This window comes from Flintibacter sp. HCN-6482, from assembly GCF_037892565.1.
GTDB lineage: Bacteria > Bacillota > Clostridia > Oscillospirales > Oscillospiraceae > Lawsonibacter > Lawsonibacter aceti.
This window is the reverse complement of record NZ_JBBKBK010000001.1, coordinates 731,345-749,786: the sequence shown is the minus strand read 5'-3', so window position 1 is coordinate 749,786 and position 18,442 is coordinate 731,345. Positions and strand designations below refer to the sequence as shown.

The window sequence follows — 18,442 nt, the reverse complement described above, 5'->3', positions numbered from 1 at the left end:
ATCAACACCCTTCCTTTTGGCCACGTTGTAGTTTGACAAACTTGATAAGCCCTCCGCTTAGGATAATATTCTCAAGCTCTTTACGTAAGCCGGGACACCGGACAGACAGTTTATTACTTAAATCCTCTACCAGAATACCATTATCGTCCATGGTTATGCGGAGCAGATCCTTTTCACGGATACTACTGGTGTCCATTTCCACAATAAGTATACCGTTGTTGATAGCGTTACGATAATAGCTCCTTGCAAAGGACTTAGCTAATATGACAGGTATATTATTGCCCTTGACTACTTGAGTAGCCACTTCCATAGCAGAACCGCAACCAAAATTTTCCCCCGCTACCAGAATTGTAGTGCCGTTTAATTCATGGAAAAACCCAGGACGGATATCCTCCATGATATACTGCTTTAAAATATTTACATCCAAAGTGTCGCGTTTTCGACGGGAGGAAATAATATAATCGGTGTTGATGTCGTCCCCAAAGCAAAAAGCTGGGCCCTCAAACTGTACCATGATGCATCAACTCCTTTGGATCAGTAAATTTTCCTGTGAGGGCTGAAGCGGCTGCCACTAAGGGAGAACCCAAATAGATGTTGGCTTCGGTGTTGCCCATGCGGCCCAAGAAGTTCCGGTTAGCAGTAGATAAAACAGTAAAACCATTTCTGGGAACACCGGGGCTGCTGCCGCAACAGGGGCCACAGCTAGGCGTCAAAATCATAGCACCCCGCGACAGTAGTTCAGTGGCAATTCCTTCTTCCAGCATAGCCATATATATATTACGGGAGGCGGGTATAACCAAAGTTTCTGTCTGGAACTTTCGACCTGGGGTCTGTATAAGCAGTTCATAAATAGTACGGAAGTCCTCCAGCCGACCGTTTGTACATGTGCCCAACAATACCATGTCCACTTTTAGGCCCTCTAGCTCGGACAGCTTTTTGCAGTTGGACACCCCGTGTGGACAGGCGATGATATGTTGAATTTTGGAAAGATCCACAGTGTAGTGCGCACAGTAGACTGCATCTGAATCAGAGGCAACTGCGCCATTAGAAGGCAGTCCCCTCTCACAGCAGTAAGCCATTGCTACTGCGTCAAAAGGCATCACACTACACTTTGCACAACACTCTGCCATCATGTTGCAGATAGTGCGCCTATCATTCATGGACAAGTGGACAAGACCTTCACCCCCATATTCCACAGCTTTATAGTTGCCACCGTTAACACCTAACATCCGGATAAGCCACAGAGCTACTTCCTTCCCGCCGATTCCCGGATTTGGTCTGCCAATGAAATCAATCTTGATCGTTTCAGGTACCTTAAACCATAATTCGCCGCTTTGAAATACCATAGCCATATCAGACGAACCGATTCCGATGCCAAGGCAGTTCAGGTAACCATAGGTGGTGCTATGGGAGTCGCCGCCCACGATGAGACGACCAGGCTGAACATAGCCTTGTTCATCAAAGACCTGGTGAGCAATGCCCTCACCAGCTTGGAATATAGAAATACCATATTGTGTAGAAAAGTCGAAGACAGTCTGCTGTAACTCTGCTACTTTGCTATCTGGGCAGGGGACATAGTGATCTAAAATAAAAGCAATGCGTTCTGGATAGGGAACCTGAGTGGCGTCCATGTCGTGAAAAATTTCAATCGTCAGAGGGCCAGAGGCATCGTTGGACATGGCTGCATCGACCTGAGCCATGATTACATCGCCGGCCTTTGCATCCGATTTTGACTTTATAGAAAAAATCTTTTCAGCAATGGTCTTTCCCATAAATTTAGACTCCTTTGCTCAGCGGTGGATAACACAATCTAGCAGAGACAGGTCATTGTTGCCGCCAGTGAGGATAAAACAAACTTTATCAGTAGAATTAACGGATAATTGTCCGTCCATAGCAGCTGCCAATCCCATTACAGAAGAGGGTTCCGCCACCAGTTTTGCTTCCGTTATACATAAGGCCATGGCCGCAAGAATGCGGTCTTCACTAGCATTGAACAGTCCGTCCACCCGTTTGCGGATGATCTCGAGGTTCCCGGCGTCAGCGTGGTTGCAACGGGTGCCATCAGCAATGGTGTACTGAGTCTCAATGGTGAGAGCTTTGCCATCTGCTAGGCTTTTTGCATAACGGGGGGCACTTGCTGGCTCAACGCCAAATACTCGGATAGAAGGTTTTAGTTCCTTGGCAGCGGTAGAGACGCCAGAAATCAGTCCACCACCACCTACAGGAGAGACAATGACATCCATATCCGGCTCATCCTCCAGTACCTCCAGCGCAATAGTGCCCTGACCAGCCAGGACGTAGAAATCGGCATGAGAGTGGATGAGTGTATAGCCCTTTTCCTCAACTAGTTGCCGAGCGAGGGCTACACGCTCACCGGTCTGAGTTCCTTTGAATCGTATCTCCGCCCCCAGTTTCTGGATACCGGCCAACTTGGCTGGATTGGGACCCTCGGGCATAACTACGGTGGCTTTTATGCCCATCTTCCTGGCAGCGTAAGCTACGGCCTTAGCATGGTTGCCCGAGGAGGCGGTGACCACACCATTCCGTCTCTCGTCATCTGTAAGGAGAGTCATGCGGCTGGTAGCACCCCGGACCTTGAAAGAGCCGGTAAGCTGGAACATCTCAGGCTTTAAGTAGACTTTACAACCAATAAACTCATCTAACGTGGGGACGCGAAGCAGAGGAGTGTGGATTATATAAGGGCGAATACGTTTATAGGCATCCTGGACATCTTTTAATTCCAGCATGATGTACCTCCTACTACTTGTCACTGTAAGCTAGGAAGGCTTGTAGACCTTTGCCGACAGTCTGATTCCAGCCTAGAGTTGCCATTGCACTCTCTAAAGCAGCAATGCACTGAATCATATCCTCAATATAACAATAGCCCATGTGTGCGATGCGGATAGTTTGGTTGGCATAATCCCCCAGACCTTTACCAATCTGTAGATGGTACTCGCTCTGCATGTAAGATGTAAGCTTGGCGATATCAACACCTTCGGGGGGCGTGGCGACAGTTAAGGAATCACTACGGAAGTTGCAGGTTTCAGGGAACAGCTTGAAACCCATGGCCTGAAGAGCCGCTCGAGTGCGGCAGGCTAAGTCATGGTGGCGGGCAAAAACATTCTCTACCCCTTCCTCATGGATCATCTTAACGGCTTCATGGACCGCTAATACTAAGCTAACAGGAGTCGAACCAGGAGTCTGACCGTTTTTCTCAATGCTCTTTTTGATGCTTTTGAAGTCAATATAGAAGTCACGGGATTCTATGGTAGCACAGGCATTCTCAGCTTTTTCGCTTAAGACGCAGAAACTCATACCCGCAGGGGACATCAGACCTTTCTGGGAGGCTGTAACCACAGCGTCTACCCCCCATTCATCAAATTTAAAAGGGGTGCAGCCGGCAGCACTGACAAAGTCCACGATAAGCATAAGGTCATATTTTCGGGCCAGTTTTCCGATTTCCCAAATCGGGTTGACCAAGCCATTGGAGGTATCGTTATGTACCACTGTGATGGCAGTAGCCTTCTCATCTTGAATCAGTTTTTCGAGGTATTCTAGATTCACAGTATCAGTCCAGCTTTCATAGCAGCGGACATTGGGGATACCATTGCGATCCATCATTGTAGCAGCCATTGTACCGAAGCTGCCGTTACATATAGCGATAGCTTTGTCATTAGGGGTAAGGATATTGTTGACCACGCCTTCCATGGCCCCCCGACCAGTAGTATGTATTGGATAGACTGGCCGCACGGTTCCAAAAAGAGGCTTCATAAGTTCCAAGGTTTCCGTTAAAATGTCAGAAAATACTTTGGTGCGGTGATGGTAGCAAGCACTGATAGATGCGAGTGCAACACGGTTTGGAATATTGACAGGCCCTGGAGTAAAAAGTTTATTGGGCCGCACTAAAAAAGCTTGATTCATAAGATTTCCTCCTCTAACAAGTTTGTCCATAGATTGCATGCTATTATTTAGATAATAGAATGCAATTTTTAATTATAAAATATCATTATATGTATTGTGTGTCAAGGGTTTTATTTAATATAGACTTAATATACATTTTTTGTGGGATAATTTTGTGCAGTATATATGATTTCGCTTGTAAGCTCTAATGATTGTTATTCGAACGAGTCTGTGGTATAATATGGGATAATAATTGCAATTTTAACTTTTCCTCTATAATAAAAACATCAGATGATAGGAGTATCTCTTCATGTCCGTTGGGCAAAAAGCTAGTGAAGTAGAAAAAATTTTTGTTGAGCTACAGCAACAGATAATACGGGGAGATTTACCACCGGGATATCGACTGGTGGAATCGCAAATTGCTGCGCAATTTGGTGTAAGCCGTACACCGGCCAGATTAGCGATTGAACGTCTAGCTACGGCCGGTTTGGTAGCGCATGAAACGAACCGCGGCGCTACCGTTCATCAGTTGAGTTTTGATGAACTGAGGGAATTGCTCCATATCAGGAAGATCAATGAGGGACTCACGGCCAGCATGGCTGCACAAAAGCGGAGTTCTGAGGATATCATGTTGCTGAAAAATACTGTAGCTCAAATGCAAAGAGCTCTTGAAGGGGAGGATGTCACTCTTTATTCATCTCTAAGTAGTAAGTTGCATACGCAGATTATGGAGATTGCTGGCAATCGTTTTTTGACTGATTTTGTGATGCGCATCTATATGATAACCTCCCCGTATCATATGGCTATTACTTCCCTTCCTGGACGATCAGAACAGTCGTTCCAGGAGCACTGTACTGTAGTAGATGCTATTATTGTTGGAGATAGTGATACTGCTTACCAAGCCATGGTTCAACACATTGGTATTATTGCTAATTTTTTTGATACAGAATACAGTCAAATTTACTATCGCTATTTAGATATTAAAGCTCAGAAAAAGGCCCAACTACGTGGAAAAAATGAGAGCTAAGTACTATAAAAAATGATTTCGCATACCATAGTTTATATTTGGTCCAATTCCTGCTGTTGTGGGTGACCTTGACAATCCGTTACTACCAGCGCCAGTACTTTAGAACAAGATAGTATACAGAATCCATTTCCGTCTGGGTATAGTTGTTTTATTTCTATATCAGACAGGTCATGTGGTAGAGTGACTGGAAGAGTGTACAATGTACATGTACCTCCTGTAAGAAAAGGGGCAAGACCTCACTTCCCCAGTCACAATGTAGGTATTCGATATACAGACCTTTGGCAAAAAAGCATCATATTAAAGTAGTATTTTTGCTGCGATGTTGGGCGCACCTAAGGCATACATTTTTAGTATGAACTAGTATCAAGCTATCGATTTGGAAAGTATATGACTGCCTGCGGGATAGTAAAACAGCCAGTCCATTTGGACTGGTTGTTTTTTCTGTATCTGCTGGAGGCAACAAACAGTAGTACCTTCCCCGGTATCAGGATCGGCGCCACTCCAGACAGGATCGGTCATGGGTTTGAGCCAACAGTGCCAGAGAAATCAAGGAGTCCGCCCCCACCGCTGTCACGGCGGACAGGCTGACCGGCCCTGGGATGGCCTGAACCAATGGTGCTAGAGCCGGATGAACCCAGTAGATCAGAGGCAGAGCTAGAACACCCCAAGCCAGAGAAAAGGGCATACATATCCTGCCGTGGATGCTGCCTGGCAATCCTCGGTAGTCCCAGAAGGAAACCTTAAGGGCTTTTTCATAAAAGAGACTGACCCCATATTCTACCGCTGTGGCCGCTAGTCCGCCCAACAGAAAGACGGCCGGAGGAAAGCCTTTGACTGGAGCCAATAGCAAAATGGCGCAGGCACCCAACCCATAGACGGGGCATAGAGGCAGCACCAACAGACATTTGCGTTCCGGATATCCCCCGGTGATCCGGGCATAGGACACCTCTAACAAAAAGCCAAAAAAGCTGTATATCAAAAAATACCAAAACCAGACCAAATGAGACCCTCCATTCACATTTGTTAGGGTGTGGAAATGGATGATTTTCATGCGGGGAAATTTTTGTGATTTATTGGTGTGCTCCTGAGTTAAAAAATAGGAAAAGTTGTTCTGCCACCTTGCGGAGCGGGGTGGTTTGTGGTAGGATAGCTGGAAGAAAAAAGATGAGGAGTGAGGGACGATGCGGCACCTGATCGATTTTGGCGACCTGTCCCGCCAGGAGTGGGATCAGCTATATGCCAGGGCCAGTCAGATCATAGACGCCCCGGAGAAGTTCATTGATGTATGTCGGGGCAAGGTGGCGGCCAATTTGTTTTACGAGCCCTCCACCCGAACTAACTTTTCCTTCCAGACTGCCATGCTTCGGCTGGGTGGGACGGTATTTGGGTTCGCGGACCCCAATTCCTCCTCTGTGGCCAAGGGAGAGACACTAAAGGATACCATTAAAATGGTGTCCAGCTACGCCGACGTTATTGTCATGCGTACACCTTGGGAGGGGGCGGCCAAGGCGGCCTCCCTCTACTCCCATGTTCCGGTGGTCAACGCCGGGGACGGCGGCCATATGCATCCCACTCAGACCATGGCTGACCTGACGACCATGACCAAGCTGCTGGGCGGCGTGGATGGACTGGCTATCGGACTGTGCGGCGACTTGAAGAATGGGCGCACGGTCCACTCCCTCATCAAGGCCATGGCCAAATTTGAACATATCCGCTTTTTCCTGATCTCGCCCCGCGAGCTGGCCGTCCCCGACTATGTGCGGGCTTTCATGCTGGAAAATGAGATGAAATTTACGGAAGTCACGGGGCTGGAGGCGGTCATTCCACAACTGGATGTGCTGTATATGACCCGGATCCAGCGCGAGCGGTTTGTAGATCCCCTGGAATATGAGCGGAACAAAGGGATCTATATTCTCACGCGGCGGAAGCTGGACCGGGCCAAGGAGAAGATGCTGGTCATGCACCCCCTGCCCAGGGTGGATGAGATCACTGTGGATGTGGATGACGATCCCAGGGCGGCCTATTTTCAGCAGGCCCGGTACGGGATGTTTGCACGGATGGCCCTGTTGTCCGACCTGGCGAACCAGCCCCGGCTGGAACGGACGGAGGCGGTGGAGATCGGGACCAAGCCGGTGTGCTCCAACCCCAGGTGCATCACCCAGACACAACCATATCTGCCGCCTCTGGTGAAAAAGAACGGTGGGGTGGATTGCTGCGCCTTCTGTGACACGGCTCTGCGCTGAACGAACGGAGCGCCTGTCAATAAAGCGTTAAGGTTGCGGGGAATGCCTTGACGTGAGAGCCGCCTTTGGATATGATAATGTTGGCCGGTGCCACAGCGGCGCCGGAAGCCTGTGTAAAAAGGAGCCCCTCGATTCTTATGGATCCTGACCGAGACGGTCCCTGTCACTTACAAATCGATAACAGATGAAAAAAGGCATAGCCTGTTTCGCTTTGCGCGGAGCGGGCCATGCCTTTTGCATATGTCAGCACAGGCGGAAGAAATCAAAGGAGGAACTGATTTGATGACCATAGCGCTCCAACTGCTGCTCCAGGTGGTACTGATCGTGATAAATGCCTTTTTTGCGGCGACAGAGATTGCCGTGATCTCTCTAAACGCCAATAAGCTGCGTAAGTTGGAGGAGGAGGGGGACAAGCTGGCCCCCAGGCTGCTAAAGATGGTGGAGGAGCCAGCCGGATTTTTGTCCACCATTCAAATCGGGATCACCTTGGCTGGCTTTCTGGCCTCGGCCTTTGCCGCCGACAGCTTCTCGGAGTACTTGGTGCGTTGGTTCTGCGAGGATCTGGGTATCACGATGTTGCCCATATCGGTGGTGGATACCCTGTCTGTGATTTTCATTACCTTGATCCTATCCTACTTTACACTGGTATTCGGAGAGCTGGTACCTAAGCGGATCGCCATGCAGAAGCCTATGGAGATGGCTCGCTTTTCCTGTCGAGTGGTATCCGCCATAGAAGTGCTGGCCCGGCCTGTGATCTTTCTGCTCTCCTGTTCCACCAATGGGGTGCTGCGGCTGATTGGGGTGCCCGTGGAGGTGGAGGAGGAGCAGGTCACCGAGGATGAGATCCGCATGATGATCGACCTGGGGAATGAAAATGGCGCTATTGACGCGGAGGAAAAGGAACTGCTACATAATGTATTTGACTTTTCTGAGCAGGCTGTGGGCGATGTGATGACCCGGGCAGCAGATGTAATTACCCTGTGGGAAGACGCGGATCGGGAGGAGGTGCTGGATGTAATTCAAAGCAGTGGGCTGTCCCGCTTTCCTGTATGTGGAGAGGACGACGACGATGTGGTGGGTGTGCTCTATGCCCGGGACTTCCTGCTGGACTGGACGGGCCGGGGCGGCCATACGGTGCGGGAGCTGATGCGCCCGGCCTACCTGGTACCAGACAGCCTGTCCGCCGGCGACCTGCTGCGGGATATGCAGCGAAAGAAGATACATCTGGCTGTGGTGATGGATGAATATGGAAGTTTGGCAGGTGTTATCACGGTGGAAGACCTGCTGGAGGAGATCGTGGGCAATATTTATGATGAGTACGACCCTGCGGAGCCGCCGGAACTGGAACAGATAGGCGAAGGCCTGTGGAGAGCCAGCGGCGCGTTGAGCGTGGGGGAACTGGCCGAAACTCTGGGGATCGAGTTGTCCGGCGACCTGGACTATGACACGGTGGGTGGAATGGTACTCAGCTGCCTGCGTACCATTCCAGAGGACGGCAGCCGGCCGGCGGTTCAGGTCAACGGACTGGATATCCAGGTGGAAAAAGTGGAGGACCATCGGATCCAATCGGCTCTGGTCCGGAAAGCGGCTACATAAGGAACACGCGGGGGAGGGGCAGCCCCCCTCCCCGCGGTTTTGACCGGAATCCCTGCCGGAGAGAGAAATATTTTATGAATTGCTGTAAACAGAAGAAAAGGGATTGACAAACCGGGTCTTGGTGTGCTACAATTTCAAGGCTGACGTGGAAGGACCGCGCCTTCTATGCGGGTGTAGTTCAATGGTAGAATCCCAGCCTTCCAAGCTGGTCGCGTGGGTTCGATTCCCATCACCCGCTCCATACGCGCCTGTAGCTCAGGTGGATAGAGCAACTGCCTTCTAAGCAGTGGGTCAGGGGTTCGAGTCCCTTCAGGCGTGCCAGTCGGAGCAGTTTTGTTCTGGACATTGTGGCGTAGTCCTCCCCTGTATTCCCCTTATCCTCTCAAGTTGGATGGTCCTCTGACAGGGCGAAGGCCCCCGGTTTTGGGAGCCAATCTGTGAACAGTCAGCGATATGGTGGGTGTAGCTCAGTTGGTTAGAGCACCGGATTGTGGTTCCGGGTGTCGAGGGTTCGAGTCCCTTTACCCACCCCAGACCAATAAGGCGTAAGGGCCGGGAGCTTCGGCTCCGGCCCTTGCCTTTTCTTCGCGGCAGATACAGGGGTGTAGCCAAGTGGTAAGGCAAGGGACTTTGACTCCCTCATTCGCTGGTTCGAGTCCAGCCATCCCTGCCAAAATCTGATGGAAACATCAGCCTCTGGCGACTCCTTATGGACTTGTGCCGGAGCCAATATTTCAAAAAAGAATATATATGACCCAGTAGCTCAGTCGGTAGAGCAACTGCCTTTTAAGCCGTGGGTCCGGGGTTCGAGTCCCCGCTGGGTCACCACGTCGGAGCAAAGTTTCTCTTTGCTCCGACACTTTTTTATGCGTGTGCAAATAGCGTTATCCCCCCGCCCACTTGCTCATCCTCTCCAAATCGCAACCGCTTGCTCCGACTTTTTTATAATTGGAACTCACCGGCTGGACCGGTGGTGATGATTCAAAAGGTAAAATACATATGTATTGCTGCACTGGGCTGCAATTTGATTTGGAATCAAAATGGGCTTTGCTGCGTATGGCTCGGAAATGTCCGACAAAACGGCAGGACATCCCGTCAGATGTCCTGCCGTAGTTTTACCGTCTATTCATTCTGATACTGGCGCAGCCTCTCATTGAGCCGTTCGGTATCCCGCCGGAGAGCAACATGGTCAGCGAACCACATGGAAGCCAGACCGAACTCCAGAAAAAGAGCCAACAGCGCGGCACCCCACAGGGGAACGCCATCAAACCAGCCACATAGGGCTGCCCCTCCTACGAATCCCAGATTGGATACCAGTGCCCACAGGGCGGTGCGGCGTATCAGGGCCTCGCCCTCCCATACCTCTCTCCGGGGAAAGATCCAGGACTCAAGGACAGCGACCCCCATAGATACCAGCAGCATCTCCCCCAGAACCAGGATGGGGATGGATTGCCGCCCCATAAGCCATTGGGCAATACAGTCAGTGAAAACAAGGGCCGCGGTATAGATGCCCATGTGGTACTTCATGGTGACGCCCCAGCTGTAATAGTGGATAAATTCTTCTCTGAACATAGATAACACTCCTTTCTCTCACAGTCCCAGCCGCTCCCGCAGCAGGGGCGCATAGTGGCGGGAGACCACCAGCCTCTCCTCTGTTTCCAAAGTGACCTCGATCCTCCCGCCAGGCTGACTTTTCAGGGCGCGGACACGGTGAAGATTGACGATGGACGACTTGCCTGCGCGAAAAAGGCCAAGGCTTCCATACCGCCCCTCTAGCTCCGCCAAGCTAAGAGCAGTCTGATAGACTGCCGCGGAGGTATAGAGGAAGGTGTGGTCATCCACACTCTCACAGTACACCACCTCACTGGGAGAGAGGAGGGTGACCTCGCGTCGCTCATCCCACGCACACAATTTTTGCAGGCCGGAGCGGAGAATGGACAGCACCCAGAGCATCTCCTGGTCCAAGTTGGAACAGCGCAGGATGACCTCGTTTTCCTCTAAAGGGGCGTGTTCTACTGAGATCTTCAAGAGGGACCCCTCCTTTCAACGACAGCATATCAGGCTTTGCGCCAAAGGGCAAGGGGAATACCGCTGACCTGCCTTTTTTGGGGGGCAGGAGGAAGAAGGGAGGAGTCCCCCCCATACCGACGTGAATGAAGGAGAGACAGGGGGGCCATCCACTTGCATTTTTAAGGGGATGGGAGTATGATAAAAGACACGCTTGATGAAGAAGAGAGGGGTAGCCTATGGCGGTATTCGACACCCACGCCCACTATGACTCCGGGGCCTTCAACGCCGACCGGCTGGAAGTGCTGGCCTCCATGCCGGGATGCGGGGTGGAGCTGATTTTAAATCCCGGCTGTGATCTGGAGAGCTCAAAGACGGCCCTGGAGCTGGCAGGCCGCTTTCCCTATGTCTACGCGGCAGTAGGGGTCCACCCCTCCGACTGTGGAGACTGGGAAGACGGGGCTCTACTGGAGCTGCGGGCGTTGGCCGCCCACCCGAAGGTCCGGGCCATTGGAGAGATCGGACTGGACTACTACTGGAAGGATAACCCGCCTCGGGCCTTACAGCAGAATGTCTTTCGCCGCCAGCTGGAGCTGGCCCAGTCCCTCCATCTGCCCGTTATCGTCCATGACCGGGAAGCCCATCAGGACTGCCTGACCATTGTCCGGGAGTATCCCCAGGTTACCGGGGTGTACCACTGTTATTCCGGCAGTCTGGAGGACGCCAAGGTGCTGGTCAAGCTGGGATGGATGCTGTCCTTCACCGGCGTCATTACCTACAAAAACGCCAGGAAGGCCCTGGAGGTCATCGACTGGCTGCCCATGGACCGGATTATGATTGAGACTGACTCCCCCTACCTGACGCCGGAACCCTTCCGGGGCAAGCGGAACGACTCCAGCCATGTTCATCTGGTGGCGGAAGCCATCGCCCGGGTGAAGGGGCTGACTTCGGATGAGGTGGCCCGTATCACCCTGGAGAACGGGAAACGGTTTTTTGGCATCAATGGGGGAGAGCCTAATGAGGCGCCGTAGTATCTGGTACTGGCGCTGGGACTTACTGCTGACTGTGCTGCTGTCGGCTGGGATCGCCTTTGGAGCGCAATACCTGTACGAACAGACACTGGAGGAGGGGTACCAGGCGTATTTGGAGAAGAACGCCGCGGAAGAAGGCTCAGTCGGTGCGGTGGCCAGTGAAGATATCCCTCTGGCTGAGACCTTGGCTGATATGGAGAACAACGAGTATTTTACGATGGAGATGGACTCCATTACTCTGAATAGCAACAGCCCCGGCGGCTATATCGACGGACTATTCTGGCATATTTTCCAGTTGGAAGACGGCACACGGATCGCCGCCAAAGTCAACTCGGACAGCGTGGTATACCGGGAGGAGGGGGAGGCCCCTATGACAGCCAGCTATGCCCGCCTGCCCATCGGCACTCTGGCGCGGGAGTCCCTGACGGACGACCAGCTGGAGGAGCTGAACAAGTACCATGGAGTTACCGTGGATACCTGCTATATTGACATGGAGGGGGGCCACGCCACGGCTAGCCAGGAGGATTATGTGGAATACCACGGCCTGTTGGCCTGGGCCGCGGCCTTCGCGGCTGCCTGGATCATCATTCGGTTTGTGGGGGTGCGCACAGGTGTCTTTCCACCTATGCTGCCCAAGAAGAAAAAGGAGAGGACGGATCTACCATGACCATTACCTATGAATATGAGGACGCGCTGTATGTGAACCTGACCAACAAATGCAACTGCAACTGCGAATTCTGCCTGCGCCACGGCAGGGCGCAGGGGTCCATCTATACCGAGGACTCCCTGTGGCTGGAGCGGGAGCCTACCCGCCAGGAGGCTCTGGACAGCTTTTTGAGCCGGGATGTGTGCTCCTACCGGGAGATCGTATTCTGTGGCTATGGTGAGCCCACCTACCGCCTGGATGATATCTTGTGGCTGGTGGACGAGCTGAAGGGGCGTTTCGGGGATAAGCTGCCCCCAGTGCGTATCAACACCAATGGACACGCCAATCTGATTCTGGGCCGGGATGTGTGCCCAGAGCTAAAGGGACGCATCGATACCCTGTCTATTTCTCTCAACTCGGACAACGCGGCGGACTACACCGCCCTGTGCCACCCCGTTCAGGGGGAGGCGGCCTATCAGGCCATGCTCGATTTTGCCGGAGAGGCCAAGCGCTATGTGCCCCATGTGGTGCTGACTATTGTGGACAAGGACAAGACGCAAGAGGAGATCCAGAACTGTCGGGACATCGCTGACCGGTTGGGAGTGAAGCTGCGTATCCGCAGCTTTATCGACTCCTGAACGGAGAACACCGGGGCAGCCAATAAGAAAAGGGGGCGCCCCTGTAGCGCACCCCCAAGTTGAATTTACGCGGTGAGAGCCAGCTCCTCTCTGGCCTCCCGCTCGTTATCGGCAGAGAAGCAGAACCGCCCTGCCCAGTCGTAGACCTCCACATGTCCCCGTACCCAAACGATGCTGTAATCCATAATGTTCTGCTCCTTTCTTGTCTGATCGACAACCTAAGTATAGGAAAAGAGCAGTCCCATAAAACGGACTTTTTACAGGGCGTTGAGGAGTGAGTAGACATGATCATCATAAGCGCTCTTTATTTAGTCAGCCTCTATGGGACCCAGGCCGTTTTACTGGGACCCATTCTGCTGTCGGACGGGAGTGGAGACCTGGATATCCCATGGGGACTGCTGCCGCCGGCGGTGATCGCCAACCTGATTCTTGCCGTGGTAGCCATCATCTTTCTGATCAAGCGGGTGAGGCGAGTCCAGGCAGACCTTTCCGCCCGGAGAAGGCTGAATCACTTGGCCTTGGCCATGAAGCTGCTGACCATCCCCTTTTTTATCACGCACCTGCAGATCTGGTCAATGATGTTAGCCGCCTTTCTCGTGATTCCAGGTCTGCAGATCTTGCTGCCCTTCGGATTTCTTGGCGTAGCCTTTGCCTATTCCGTGGTGCTGGCCACCTCGGCCTACTCCATCAGCGGGCTGTATGTGCAGTACCGGCTGGGCAACCTGACGGGGAAAAAGTTTGCCCGAAATGTGATTTTTCAACTGATCTTTGTGCTGGATGTAATCAGTTATCTCGTATTTTATTTCCAGATCCGCCGGTCCTGTAAGGAGCAGACGGGATGTGAGAAAGGAGAGAGCTGAAATTGGACCCGATTTTTTACACAGTTCAGAGAGTCAACGGAGATTACGCCGACCTGCTGTCTGATGGGGGGCGGGAGCACTCTATTACCATGTTCCTGCTGCCGGAGGGGACCACGGTGGGCAGCCGGTTGAAGTGGGAGGACTTTCAGTGGGAGCTGATTTGAAAAATCCCTGTGCCTTTTGGACACAGGGATTTTTTTATTAGCAAGCTTTTTACTTGTTGCTGCGCCGCCAGATGCCCATTTTCTCCGCGTCCTTGATGAGCTGTTCACGGAAATCAGGGTGGGCGATGGAGATGGCTGCCTCAGCGCGCTGCCAAGTGGACAGGCCCTTCATACATACCATTCCGTACTCAGTCACGATGTAGTGGGTGCAGGACCGGGGATCGGTGCAGATGGAGCCGGGAGTCAGAGTGGGGACGATGCGGCTCTTGACCGTGCCATCCTTGCCGGTGACGGTGGAGGACATACAGATGAAGCTCTTGCCCCCCTTGGACAGGTAAGCGCCCATGGCGAAGTCCAACTGTCCGCCAGTGCCGGAGATGTGCTTGATGCCGGCAGACTCGGCGTTGACCTGGCCGAACAGGTCCATGTCAATGGCGTTGTTGATGGAGATGAAATTGTCGATCTGGGCCATGACATGGACGTCGTTGGTATAGTCCACAGGGGCAGCCATCACGTCGGGATTGCGGTCCACGTAGTCATACAGCTTCTGGGTGCCAGCCGCAAAGGCAAAGACCTGGCGGCCTTTATCCAGCGCCTTGTGCCGTCCGGTGATTTTGCCGGCGGCGGCCATGTCCACGAAGGCGTCCACATACATCTCGGTATGGACAGACAGATCCTTTAGATCGGACTGAGCAATCATGGCGCCGATAGCGTTGGGCATACCACCGATGCCAAGCTGCAGGCAGGCACCGTTGGGAATCTGGGGCACCACCAGGTTGGCCACCGCTTTGTCCACCTCAGTAGCAGGGCCGCCGGCGCCAAGCTGGGCGATGGGGGGATTATCTCCTTCCACCACATATGTCACGTCCTGAATGTTGATTTCTGTACCAGTCAGGCCATAGACCCAGGGAAGATTTTGATTGACCTCTACGATGACGCACTTCGCCCGGGCCAGCATATCCGCCAGGTGGGAGCAGGCCAGACCAAAATTAAAGTTGCCATGCTTATCCATGGGGGTGACCTGGAGCATTACCACATCTACGGGATCCAGGTGTTCCCGGTAGAACCGGGGCAACTCGGAGTAGCGCATGGGGCTGAAATAACCCATTCCCTTGGCGATGATCTTCCGGTCGATTCCGCTGCAGTGCCAGGAGTGCCAGGCGAAGTGCTCCCCGGCGTCCTCGGCCTTGGCAATCTCGGGCATCCACATGGTGACGCCGCCCCGGACCTTGACATCGGTTAGCTCATTCTGCCGGGCGGCCAGGGCCTTGTCCAAGGCAATGGGGTGGTTGGTACACCAGGTGTAATCTACCCAGTCACCGGACTTGACCACCTTGACCGCCTCGTCGGCGGTGGTCAGCTTCTGCTGATAGAGGGCCTGATAATCCATACTGTTTTCCTCCATATTCTGTATATTAAATAGTATTTTGTAAGACAAATTGACTGGGAGCGGACATGGAAGCGGGAGAGGGCCCCTCTGCTCCGTCCACCGGGATCATCTGCCAATATCCAAGTAATAGGGCTTCATCAGGCTATGCTGCTCGGTGGAGTCCTTAGGCTGACCATTCCGGCGGGGTTCCAGTGGCTGGGAATGGCGCCTGTCGGGGCGGGAGGTCCGCTTCTTGCCGCCGGACTTCTTTTCCAGCGGGCCTTTGGGCGCAGCCCCCTTGGACTCGGACTGCTGCCCGGCGCGGGACTTGGCCTTCTGCCGGTGCGCCTGACCGGGCTGGGGGGCCGGCTGGCCCTCTCTGCTGCTATGTCCCTTGCCGGCACGGCTCTCCTTTCGGTCACTCCCGCCGCGAGAGGGAACCAGGGGGGAGCGCCGGGGCGCCAGAAGCCGGGCGGTGGCATCCATGATGACATCGCTGTCCAGAGGGTTGGGCCGGTGGAAATCGGTGCGTGGCATGGCGTCGCCGGTGTCCATCAGCGTGCCGGGACGTACTCCTCGCTTGGGTGGTTCGGAGCGGCGGATGGGACTCTCGTAATCCTGGAGGGCGGCGGGTGCGGTGCCGGGGGGCACCCCTTCAGACTGACCGGCCTTTTTCTTCCGGCGGCGGGAGCGGGAACGCTTTTCCTCCTGCTCTCCTGCCTCCTGGCCCTTCTGCTGGGCCTGGGCCGCCTTGCGCTGGAGGGTCTCCTTCTGGCTCTGGTCCCGCATCCGGCGCAGCTCTTTGGCAGCGGCCCGGGCCTCGGCGTCCTCAGCGTTGATGGGCTTGCCGTTTTTGTCCCGCTTGGGGGCCTCAAAGACCTTCATAGGCCAGGGGTGGTCCTCCACCACAGGGACCTTTCGTCCCATAAGCTTCTCAATATCCTTCAACAGGGGTTTTTCCGAGAAATCGCACAGGGCCACGGCCATGCCCTCCCGGCCCGCTCGGCCGGTGCGGCCGATGCGGTGGACATAGGTTTCCGGGACTTCGGGCAGATTGTAGTTAAAGACGTGGGACAACTCCTCGATGTCCAGCCCACGGGCGGCGATATCAGTGGCCACCAGGCATTGGATCCGGCCAGCCTTAAAGTCAGACAGGGCCTGCTGCCGGGCGGTCTGGCTCTTATTGCCGTGGATGGCGGCGGCGGGGATCCCCGCTTTGACCAAGTCCCGGGCCACCTTGTTGGCCCCATGCTTGGTCCGGGTAAAGACCAGTGCGTTCTTCGCCTTCAACTGTTCCACCAGAAGCGCCAGAAGCTGGGTCTTATTGCCCCGGTCTACGAAGTATACGGTCTGGTGGATGGCATCCACCGGGGAGGATACCGGATCTACCGCGACCTTGACCGGATCCTTCAGCAGAGAGTTTACCAGCTCGGTAATCTCCGGGGGCATGGTAGCAGAGAAAAAGAGCGTCTGCTTCTTTTGGGGCAGCCACTTGAGTATTTTTTTCACGTCGTGGATAAAGCCCATATCCAGCATCCGGTCGGCTTCGTCCAGGACAAAAATTTCCAGATGATTGGCGGAGATCAGCCCCTGGTCGTGGAGATCAATGAGCCGGCCCGGAGTGGCTACCAGGATATCCACCCCCCGCTTCAGCGCCTCGGCCTGGGGGGCTTGACCCACGCCGCCGAAAATGACGGTGTGGCGCAGCTTCAGATACTTGCCGTAGGCCGCAAAGCTCTCTCCAATCTGGATGGCCAGCTCGCGGGTAGGGGTGAGGATCAGGGCACGGATCGGACGGCCAGCGGCGGGAGAGGCGGCCAGCCGCTGGAGAATGGGGGCGGCAAAGGCGCAGGTTTTGCCCGTGCCAGTCTGGGCACAGCCCAGTACGTCCCGGCCCTTCAAGGCAGGGGGAATGGCCTTCTCCTGGATGGGAGAGGGCTTGGCATAGCCCTGCTCCTCCAGGGCACGCAGGATGGGGGCGTTGAGCCCCAAATCACGAAATGTCATTGGATCCTTCCTTTTCTGATTCAGAACGGAGCCGGATCGCTGCCGTCTGGCCCACATTGACCCCGTGGGCTGGGGCAGAGAGGTCCTGGGACAGACAGTCCAGAACCGCACCCGTAGTCTGGGCAAGAGTCTGACCAGGCAGGCAATCGACGATGAGATCGGCATATTTTTCATAAAGGGGGCCTCGATAGGCCATTAAATCCGCCAGGCCCTGTCCCGGAGCCATGGCAATGCCCCGAGTGGCCAGATCCTGGATGCGGCGGTCCAGCTCCTCCAGAGGGACGCGGAGATAGATGACCCGGCCCAGTTCCTTCAAATACAGCGCGCCTTTTTCCCGGCATACCGCGCTTCCCCCTGGGGCAATGACCGCGTTCTGACACTGAAGGGAGAGGACAGCTTCCTCCTCCGCGTCCAGAAAAGCCTCGGCCCCCTGAGTATCCAGGATCTCTTGAAGAAGGGCGCCCTCCCGCCGCTGGATGACCAGATCTACATCGACAAAGCTCAACCCAAGGGCCTTGGCCAGCAGAACCCCCACAGTGCTTTTGCCAGAACCAGGCATACCGATGAGTACGAGGTTGTCCAAAAAGATTCCGCCTTTCCCTATTATAATATGCTCCAGTATGCCAAGGGCATAGGAACGATTCCAGGGAGAGGGAGGCGCACAACAAAATGGTCGGACAGCGGCCCGGCCCCGAAAAATAGTATTGTCCCATATGCTCTGAGAATTTATTATACCATACCTTTTTTGGAAAAGAAAGGGGGGACAGGACGAAAAGGAAATGGTGGGCCATGCTGAAAAACCGGATGACACTGGAGCGAAAAAATGCTATAATGGCGGCAAACAGGCGGGACACAACGGGACTGACAGCCCTGAGGAGGGGACCGAGCGGACCGACGGCATGGCACGATTGTAGTATTGCGGGATGAAAAAGTGTCCCATCTCGGGCGGAGAGG

19 protein-coding genes and 5 tRNA genes are annotated in these 18,442 nt (G+C 53.9%); 14 read left to right on the top strand and 10 right to left on the bottom strand.

The window, feature by feature from the left end:
• Position 1: 1 nt before the first annotated feature.
• The 4 genes from WKS99_RS03735 to WKS99_RS03720 are packed head-to-tail and all read right to left on the bottom strand — an operon-like array spanning position 2 to position 3,921.
• A complete protein-coding gene (locus tag WKS99_RS03735) occupies positions 2 to 514 on the bottom strand; it encodes a LeuD/DmdB family oxidoreductase small subunit (RefSeq protein ID WP_262669438.1) in 513 nt (170 codons plus the stop codon).
• Positions 501 to 1,772 carry an aconitase/3-isopropylmalate dehydratase large subunit family protein gene (locus WKS99_RS03730; RefSeq protein ID WP_340405350.1) on the bottom strand — a complete coding sequence of 424 codons (1,272 nt, stop codon included), beginning with the start codon at positions 1,770 to 1,772 and terminating at the stop codon, positions 501 to 503. The genes WKS99_RS03735 and WKS99_RS03730 overlap by 14 nt, the downstream gene beginning before the upstream one ends.
• An 18-nt stretch (positions 1,773 to 1,790) precedes the next feature.
• Positions 1,791 to 2,747, bottom strand: a complete 957-nt coding sequence (locus WKS99_RS03725; RefSeq protein WP_340405349.1) for a threonine ammonia-lyase — start codon at positions 2,745 to 2,747, stop codon at positions 1,791 to 1,793.
• Between the two features lie 13 nt (positions 2,748 to 2,760).
• Entirely contained in the window at positions 2,761 to 3,921 is a 1,161-nt protein-coding gene (locus tag WKS99_RS03720) for a pyridoxal-phosphate-dependent aminotransferase family protein (protein WP_186852255.1), read from the bottom strand.
• 289 nt (positions 3,922 to 4,210) lie between these two features.
• On the opposite strand from WKS99_RS03720, the gene WKS99_RS03715 reads away from it, so the two are divergent.
• Entirely contained in the window at positions 4,211 to 4,927 is a 717-nt protein-coding gene (locus WKS99_RS03715) for a GntR family transcriptional regulator (protein ID WP_186852254.1), read from the top strand.
• 484 nt (positions 4,928 to 5,411) lie between these two features.
• Here WKS99_RS03715 and WKS99_RS03710 read toward each other — a convergent pair whose 3' ends face one another.
• Positions 5,412 to 5,927 carry a putative ABC transporter permease gene (locus WKS99_RS03710; protein ID WP_147571080.1) on the bottom strand — a complete coding sequence of 172 codons (516 nt, stop codon included), beginning with the start codon at positions 5,925 to 5,927 and terminating at the stop codon, positions 5,412 to 5,414.
• Between the two features lie 181 nt (positions 5,928 to 6,108).
• Between WKS99_RS03710 and pyrB the strand changes: the two genes are divergently transcribed.
• The 7 genes from pyrB to WKS99_RS03675 all read left to right on the top strand — a co-directional run bounded on the left by pyrB (position 6,109) and on the right by WKS99_RS03675 (position 9,594).
• A complete protein-coding gene (gene pyrB / locus WKS99_RS03705) occupies positions 6,109 to 7,170 on the top strand; it encodes an aspartate carbamoyltransferase (RefSeq protein ID WP_147571079.1) in 1,062 nt (353 codons plus the stop codon).
• A gap of 282 nt (positions 7,171 to 7,452) precedes the next feature.
• Positions 7,453 to 8,766 (top strand): hemolysin family protein, encoded by a 1,314-nt coding sequence (locus tag WKS99_RS03700; protein WP_340405435.1) that lies wholly within the window; start codon positions 7,453 to 7,455, stop codon positions 8,764 to 8,766.
• A 167-nt stretch (positions 8,767 to 8,933) separates the two neighbouring features.
• A tRNA-Gly gene (locus WKS99_RS03695) sits at positions 8,934 to 9,007 on the top strand.
• A 3-nt stretch (positions 9,008 to 9,010) separates the two neighbouring features.
• Positions 9,011 to 9,087: transfer RNA gene (locus WKS99_RS03690), tRNA-Arg, on the top strand.
• 135 nt (positions 9,088 to 9,222) lie between these two features.
• Positions 9,223 to 9,299: transfer RNA gene (locus WKS99_RS03685), tRNA-His, on the top strand.
• 65 nt (positions 9,300 to 9,364) lie between these two features.
• Positions 9,365 to 9,439: transfer RNA gene (locus WKS99_RS03680), tRNA-Gln, on the top strand.
• A gap of 79 nt (positions 9,440 to 9,518) precedes the next feature.
• A tRNA-Lys gene (locus WKS99_RS03675) sits at positions 9,519 to 9,594 on the top strand.
• A 294-nt stretch (positions 9,595 to 9,888) separates the two neighbouring features.
• Here WKS99_RS03675 and WKS99_RS03670 read toward each other — a convergent pair.
• Together WKS99_RS03670 and WKS99_RS03665 are read right to left on the bottom strand one after the other, a co-directional pair.
• A complete protein-coding gene (locus WKS99_RS03670; protein ID WP_340405348.1) occupies positions 9,889 to 10,338 on the bottom strand; it encodes a hypothetical protein in 450 nt (149 codons plus the stop codon).
• Positions 10,339 to 10,356: 18 nt separating this feature from the next.
• On the bottom strand, positions 10,357 to 10,794 hold the full coding sequence (locus WKS99_RS03665; RefSeq protein ID WP_240286739.1) for a LytTR family DNA-binding domain-containing protein: 438 nt from the start codon (positions 10,792 to 10,794) through the stop codon (positions 10,357 to 10,359).
• A gap of 218 nt (positions 10,795 to 11,012) precedes the next feature.
• Here WKS99_RS03665 and WKS99_RS03660 point away from each other — a divergent pair, with 218 nt between their 5' ends.
• The 5 genes from WKS99_RS03660 (at position 11,013) to WKS99_RS03640 (ending at position 14,112) form a co-directional block, all read left to right on the top strand.
• On the top strand, positions 11,013 to 11,804 hold the full coding sequence (locus WKS99_RS03660; RefSeq protein ID WP_340405347.1) for a TatD family hydrolase: 792 nt from the start codon (positions 11,013 to 11,015) through the stop codon (positions 11,802 to 11,804).
• Positions 11,791 to 12,471: a hypothetical protein gene (locus WKS99_RS03655; protein ID WP_240286743.1), complete on the top strand. Its 681-nt coding sequence runs from the start codon at positions 11,791 to 11,793 to the stop codon at positions 12,469 to 12,471. Before WKS99_RS03660 ends, WKS99_RS03655 begins: the two co-directional genes overlap by 14 nt.
• Complete coding sequence (locus WKS99_RS03650; protein WP_147571074.1) at positions 12,468 to 13,088, top strand: TatD family nuclease-associated radical SAM protein; 621 nt, start codon at positions 12,468 to 12,470, stop codon at positions 13,086 to 13,088. Before WKS99_RS03655 ends, WKS99_RS03650 begins: the two co-directional genes overlap by 4 nt.
• Positions 13,089 to 13,372: 284 nt before the next feature.
• Positions 13,373 to 13,948, top strand: a complete 576-nt coding sequence (locus WKS99_RS03645) for a hypothetical protein (RefSeq protein WP_147571073.1) — start codon at positions 13,373 to 13,375, stop codon at positions 13,946 to 13,948.
• Positions 13,949 to 13,950: 2 nt separating this feature from the next.
• Entirely contained in the window at positions 13,951 to 14,112 is a 162-nt protein-coding gene (locus tag WKS99_RS03640) for a hypothetical protein (protein ID WP_186852250.1), read from the top strand.
• A 49-nt stretch (positions 14,113 to 14,161) separates the two neighbouring features.
• On the opposite strand, the gene WKS99_RS03635 is transcribed toward WKS99_RS03640, so the two are convergent.
• The 3 genes from WKS99_RS03635 to WKS99_RS03625 all read right to left on the bottom strand — a co-directional run bounded on the left by WKS99_RS03635 (position 14,162) and on the right by WKS99_RS03625 (position 18,071).
• Positions 14,162 to 15,502, bottom strand: a complete 1,341-nt coding sequence (locus WKS99_RS03635) for a butyryl-CoA:acetate CoA-transferase (RefSeq protein ID WP_147571072.1) — start codon at positions 15,500 to 15,502, stop codon at positions 14,162 to 14,164.
• A gap of 105 nt (positions 15,503 to 15,607) precedes the next feature.
• The gene (locus WKS99_RS03630) at positions 15,608 to 17,488 is read right to left on the bottom strand and encodes a DEAD/DEAH box helicase (RefSeq protein WP_340405346.1); all 1,881 of its coding nucleotides are present in this window, start codon (positions 17,486 to 17,488) and stop codon (positions 15,608 to 15,610) included.
• The gene (locus WKS99_RS03625) at positions 17,475 to 18,071 is read right to left on the bottom strand and encodes a shikimate kinase (RefSeq protein WP_147571070.1); all 597 of its coding nucleotides are present in this window, start codon (positions 18,069 to 18,071) and stop codon (positions 17,475 to 17,477) included. The genes WKS99_RS03630 and WKS99_RS03625 overlap by 14 nt, the downstream gene beginning before the upstream one ends.
• 196 nt (positions 18,072 to 18,267) lie before the next feature.
• Between WKS99_RS03625 and WKS99_RS03620 the strand changes: the two genes are divergently transcribed.
• Positions 18,268 to 18,402: a hypothetical protein gene (locus WKS99_RS03620; RefSeq protein WP_263858374.1), complete on the top strand. Its 135-nt coding sequence runs from the start codon at positions 18,268 to 18,270 to the stop codon at positions 18,400 to 18,402.
• Positions 18,403 to 18,442: the final 40 nt, after the last annotated feature.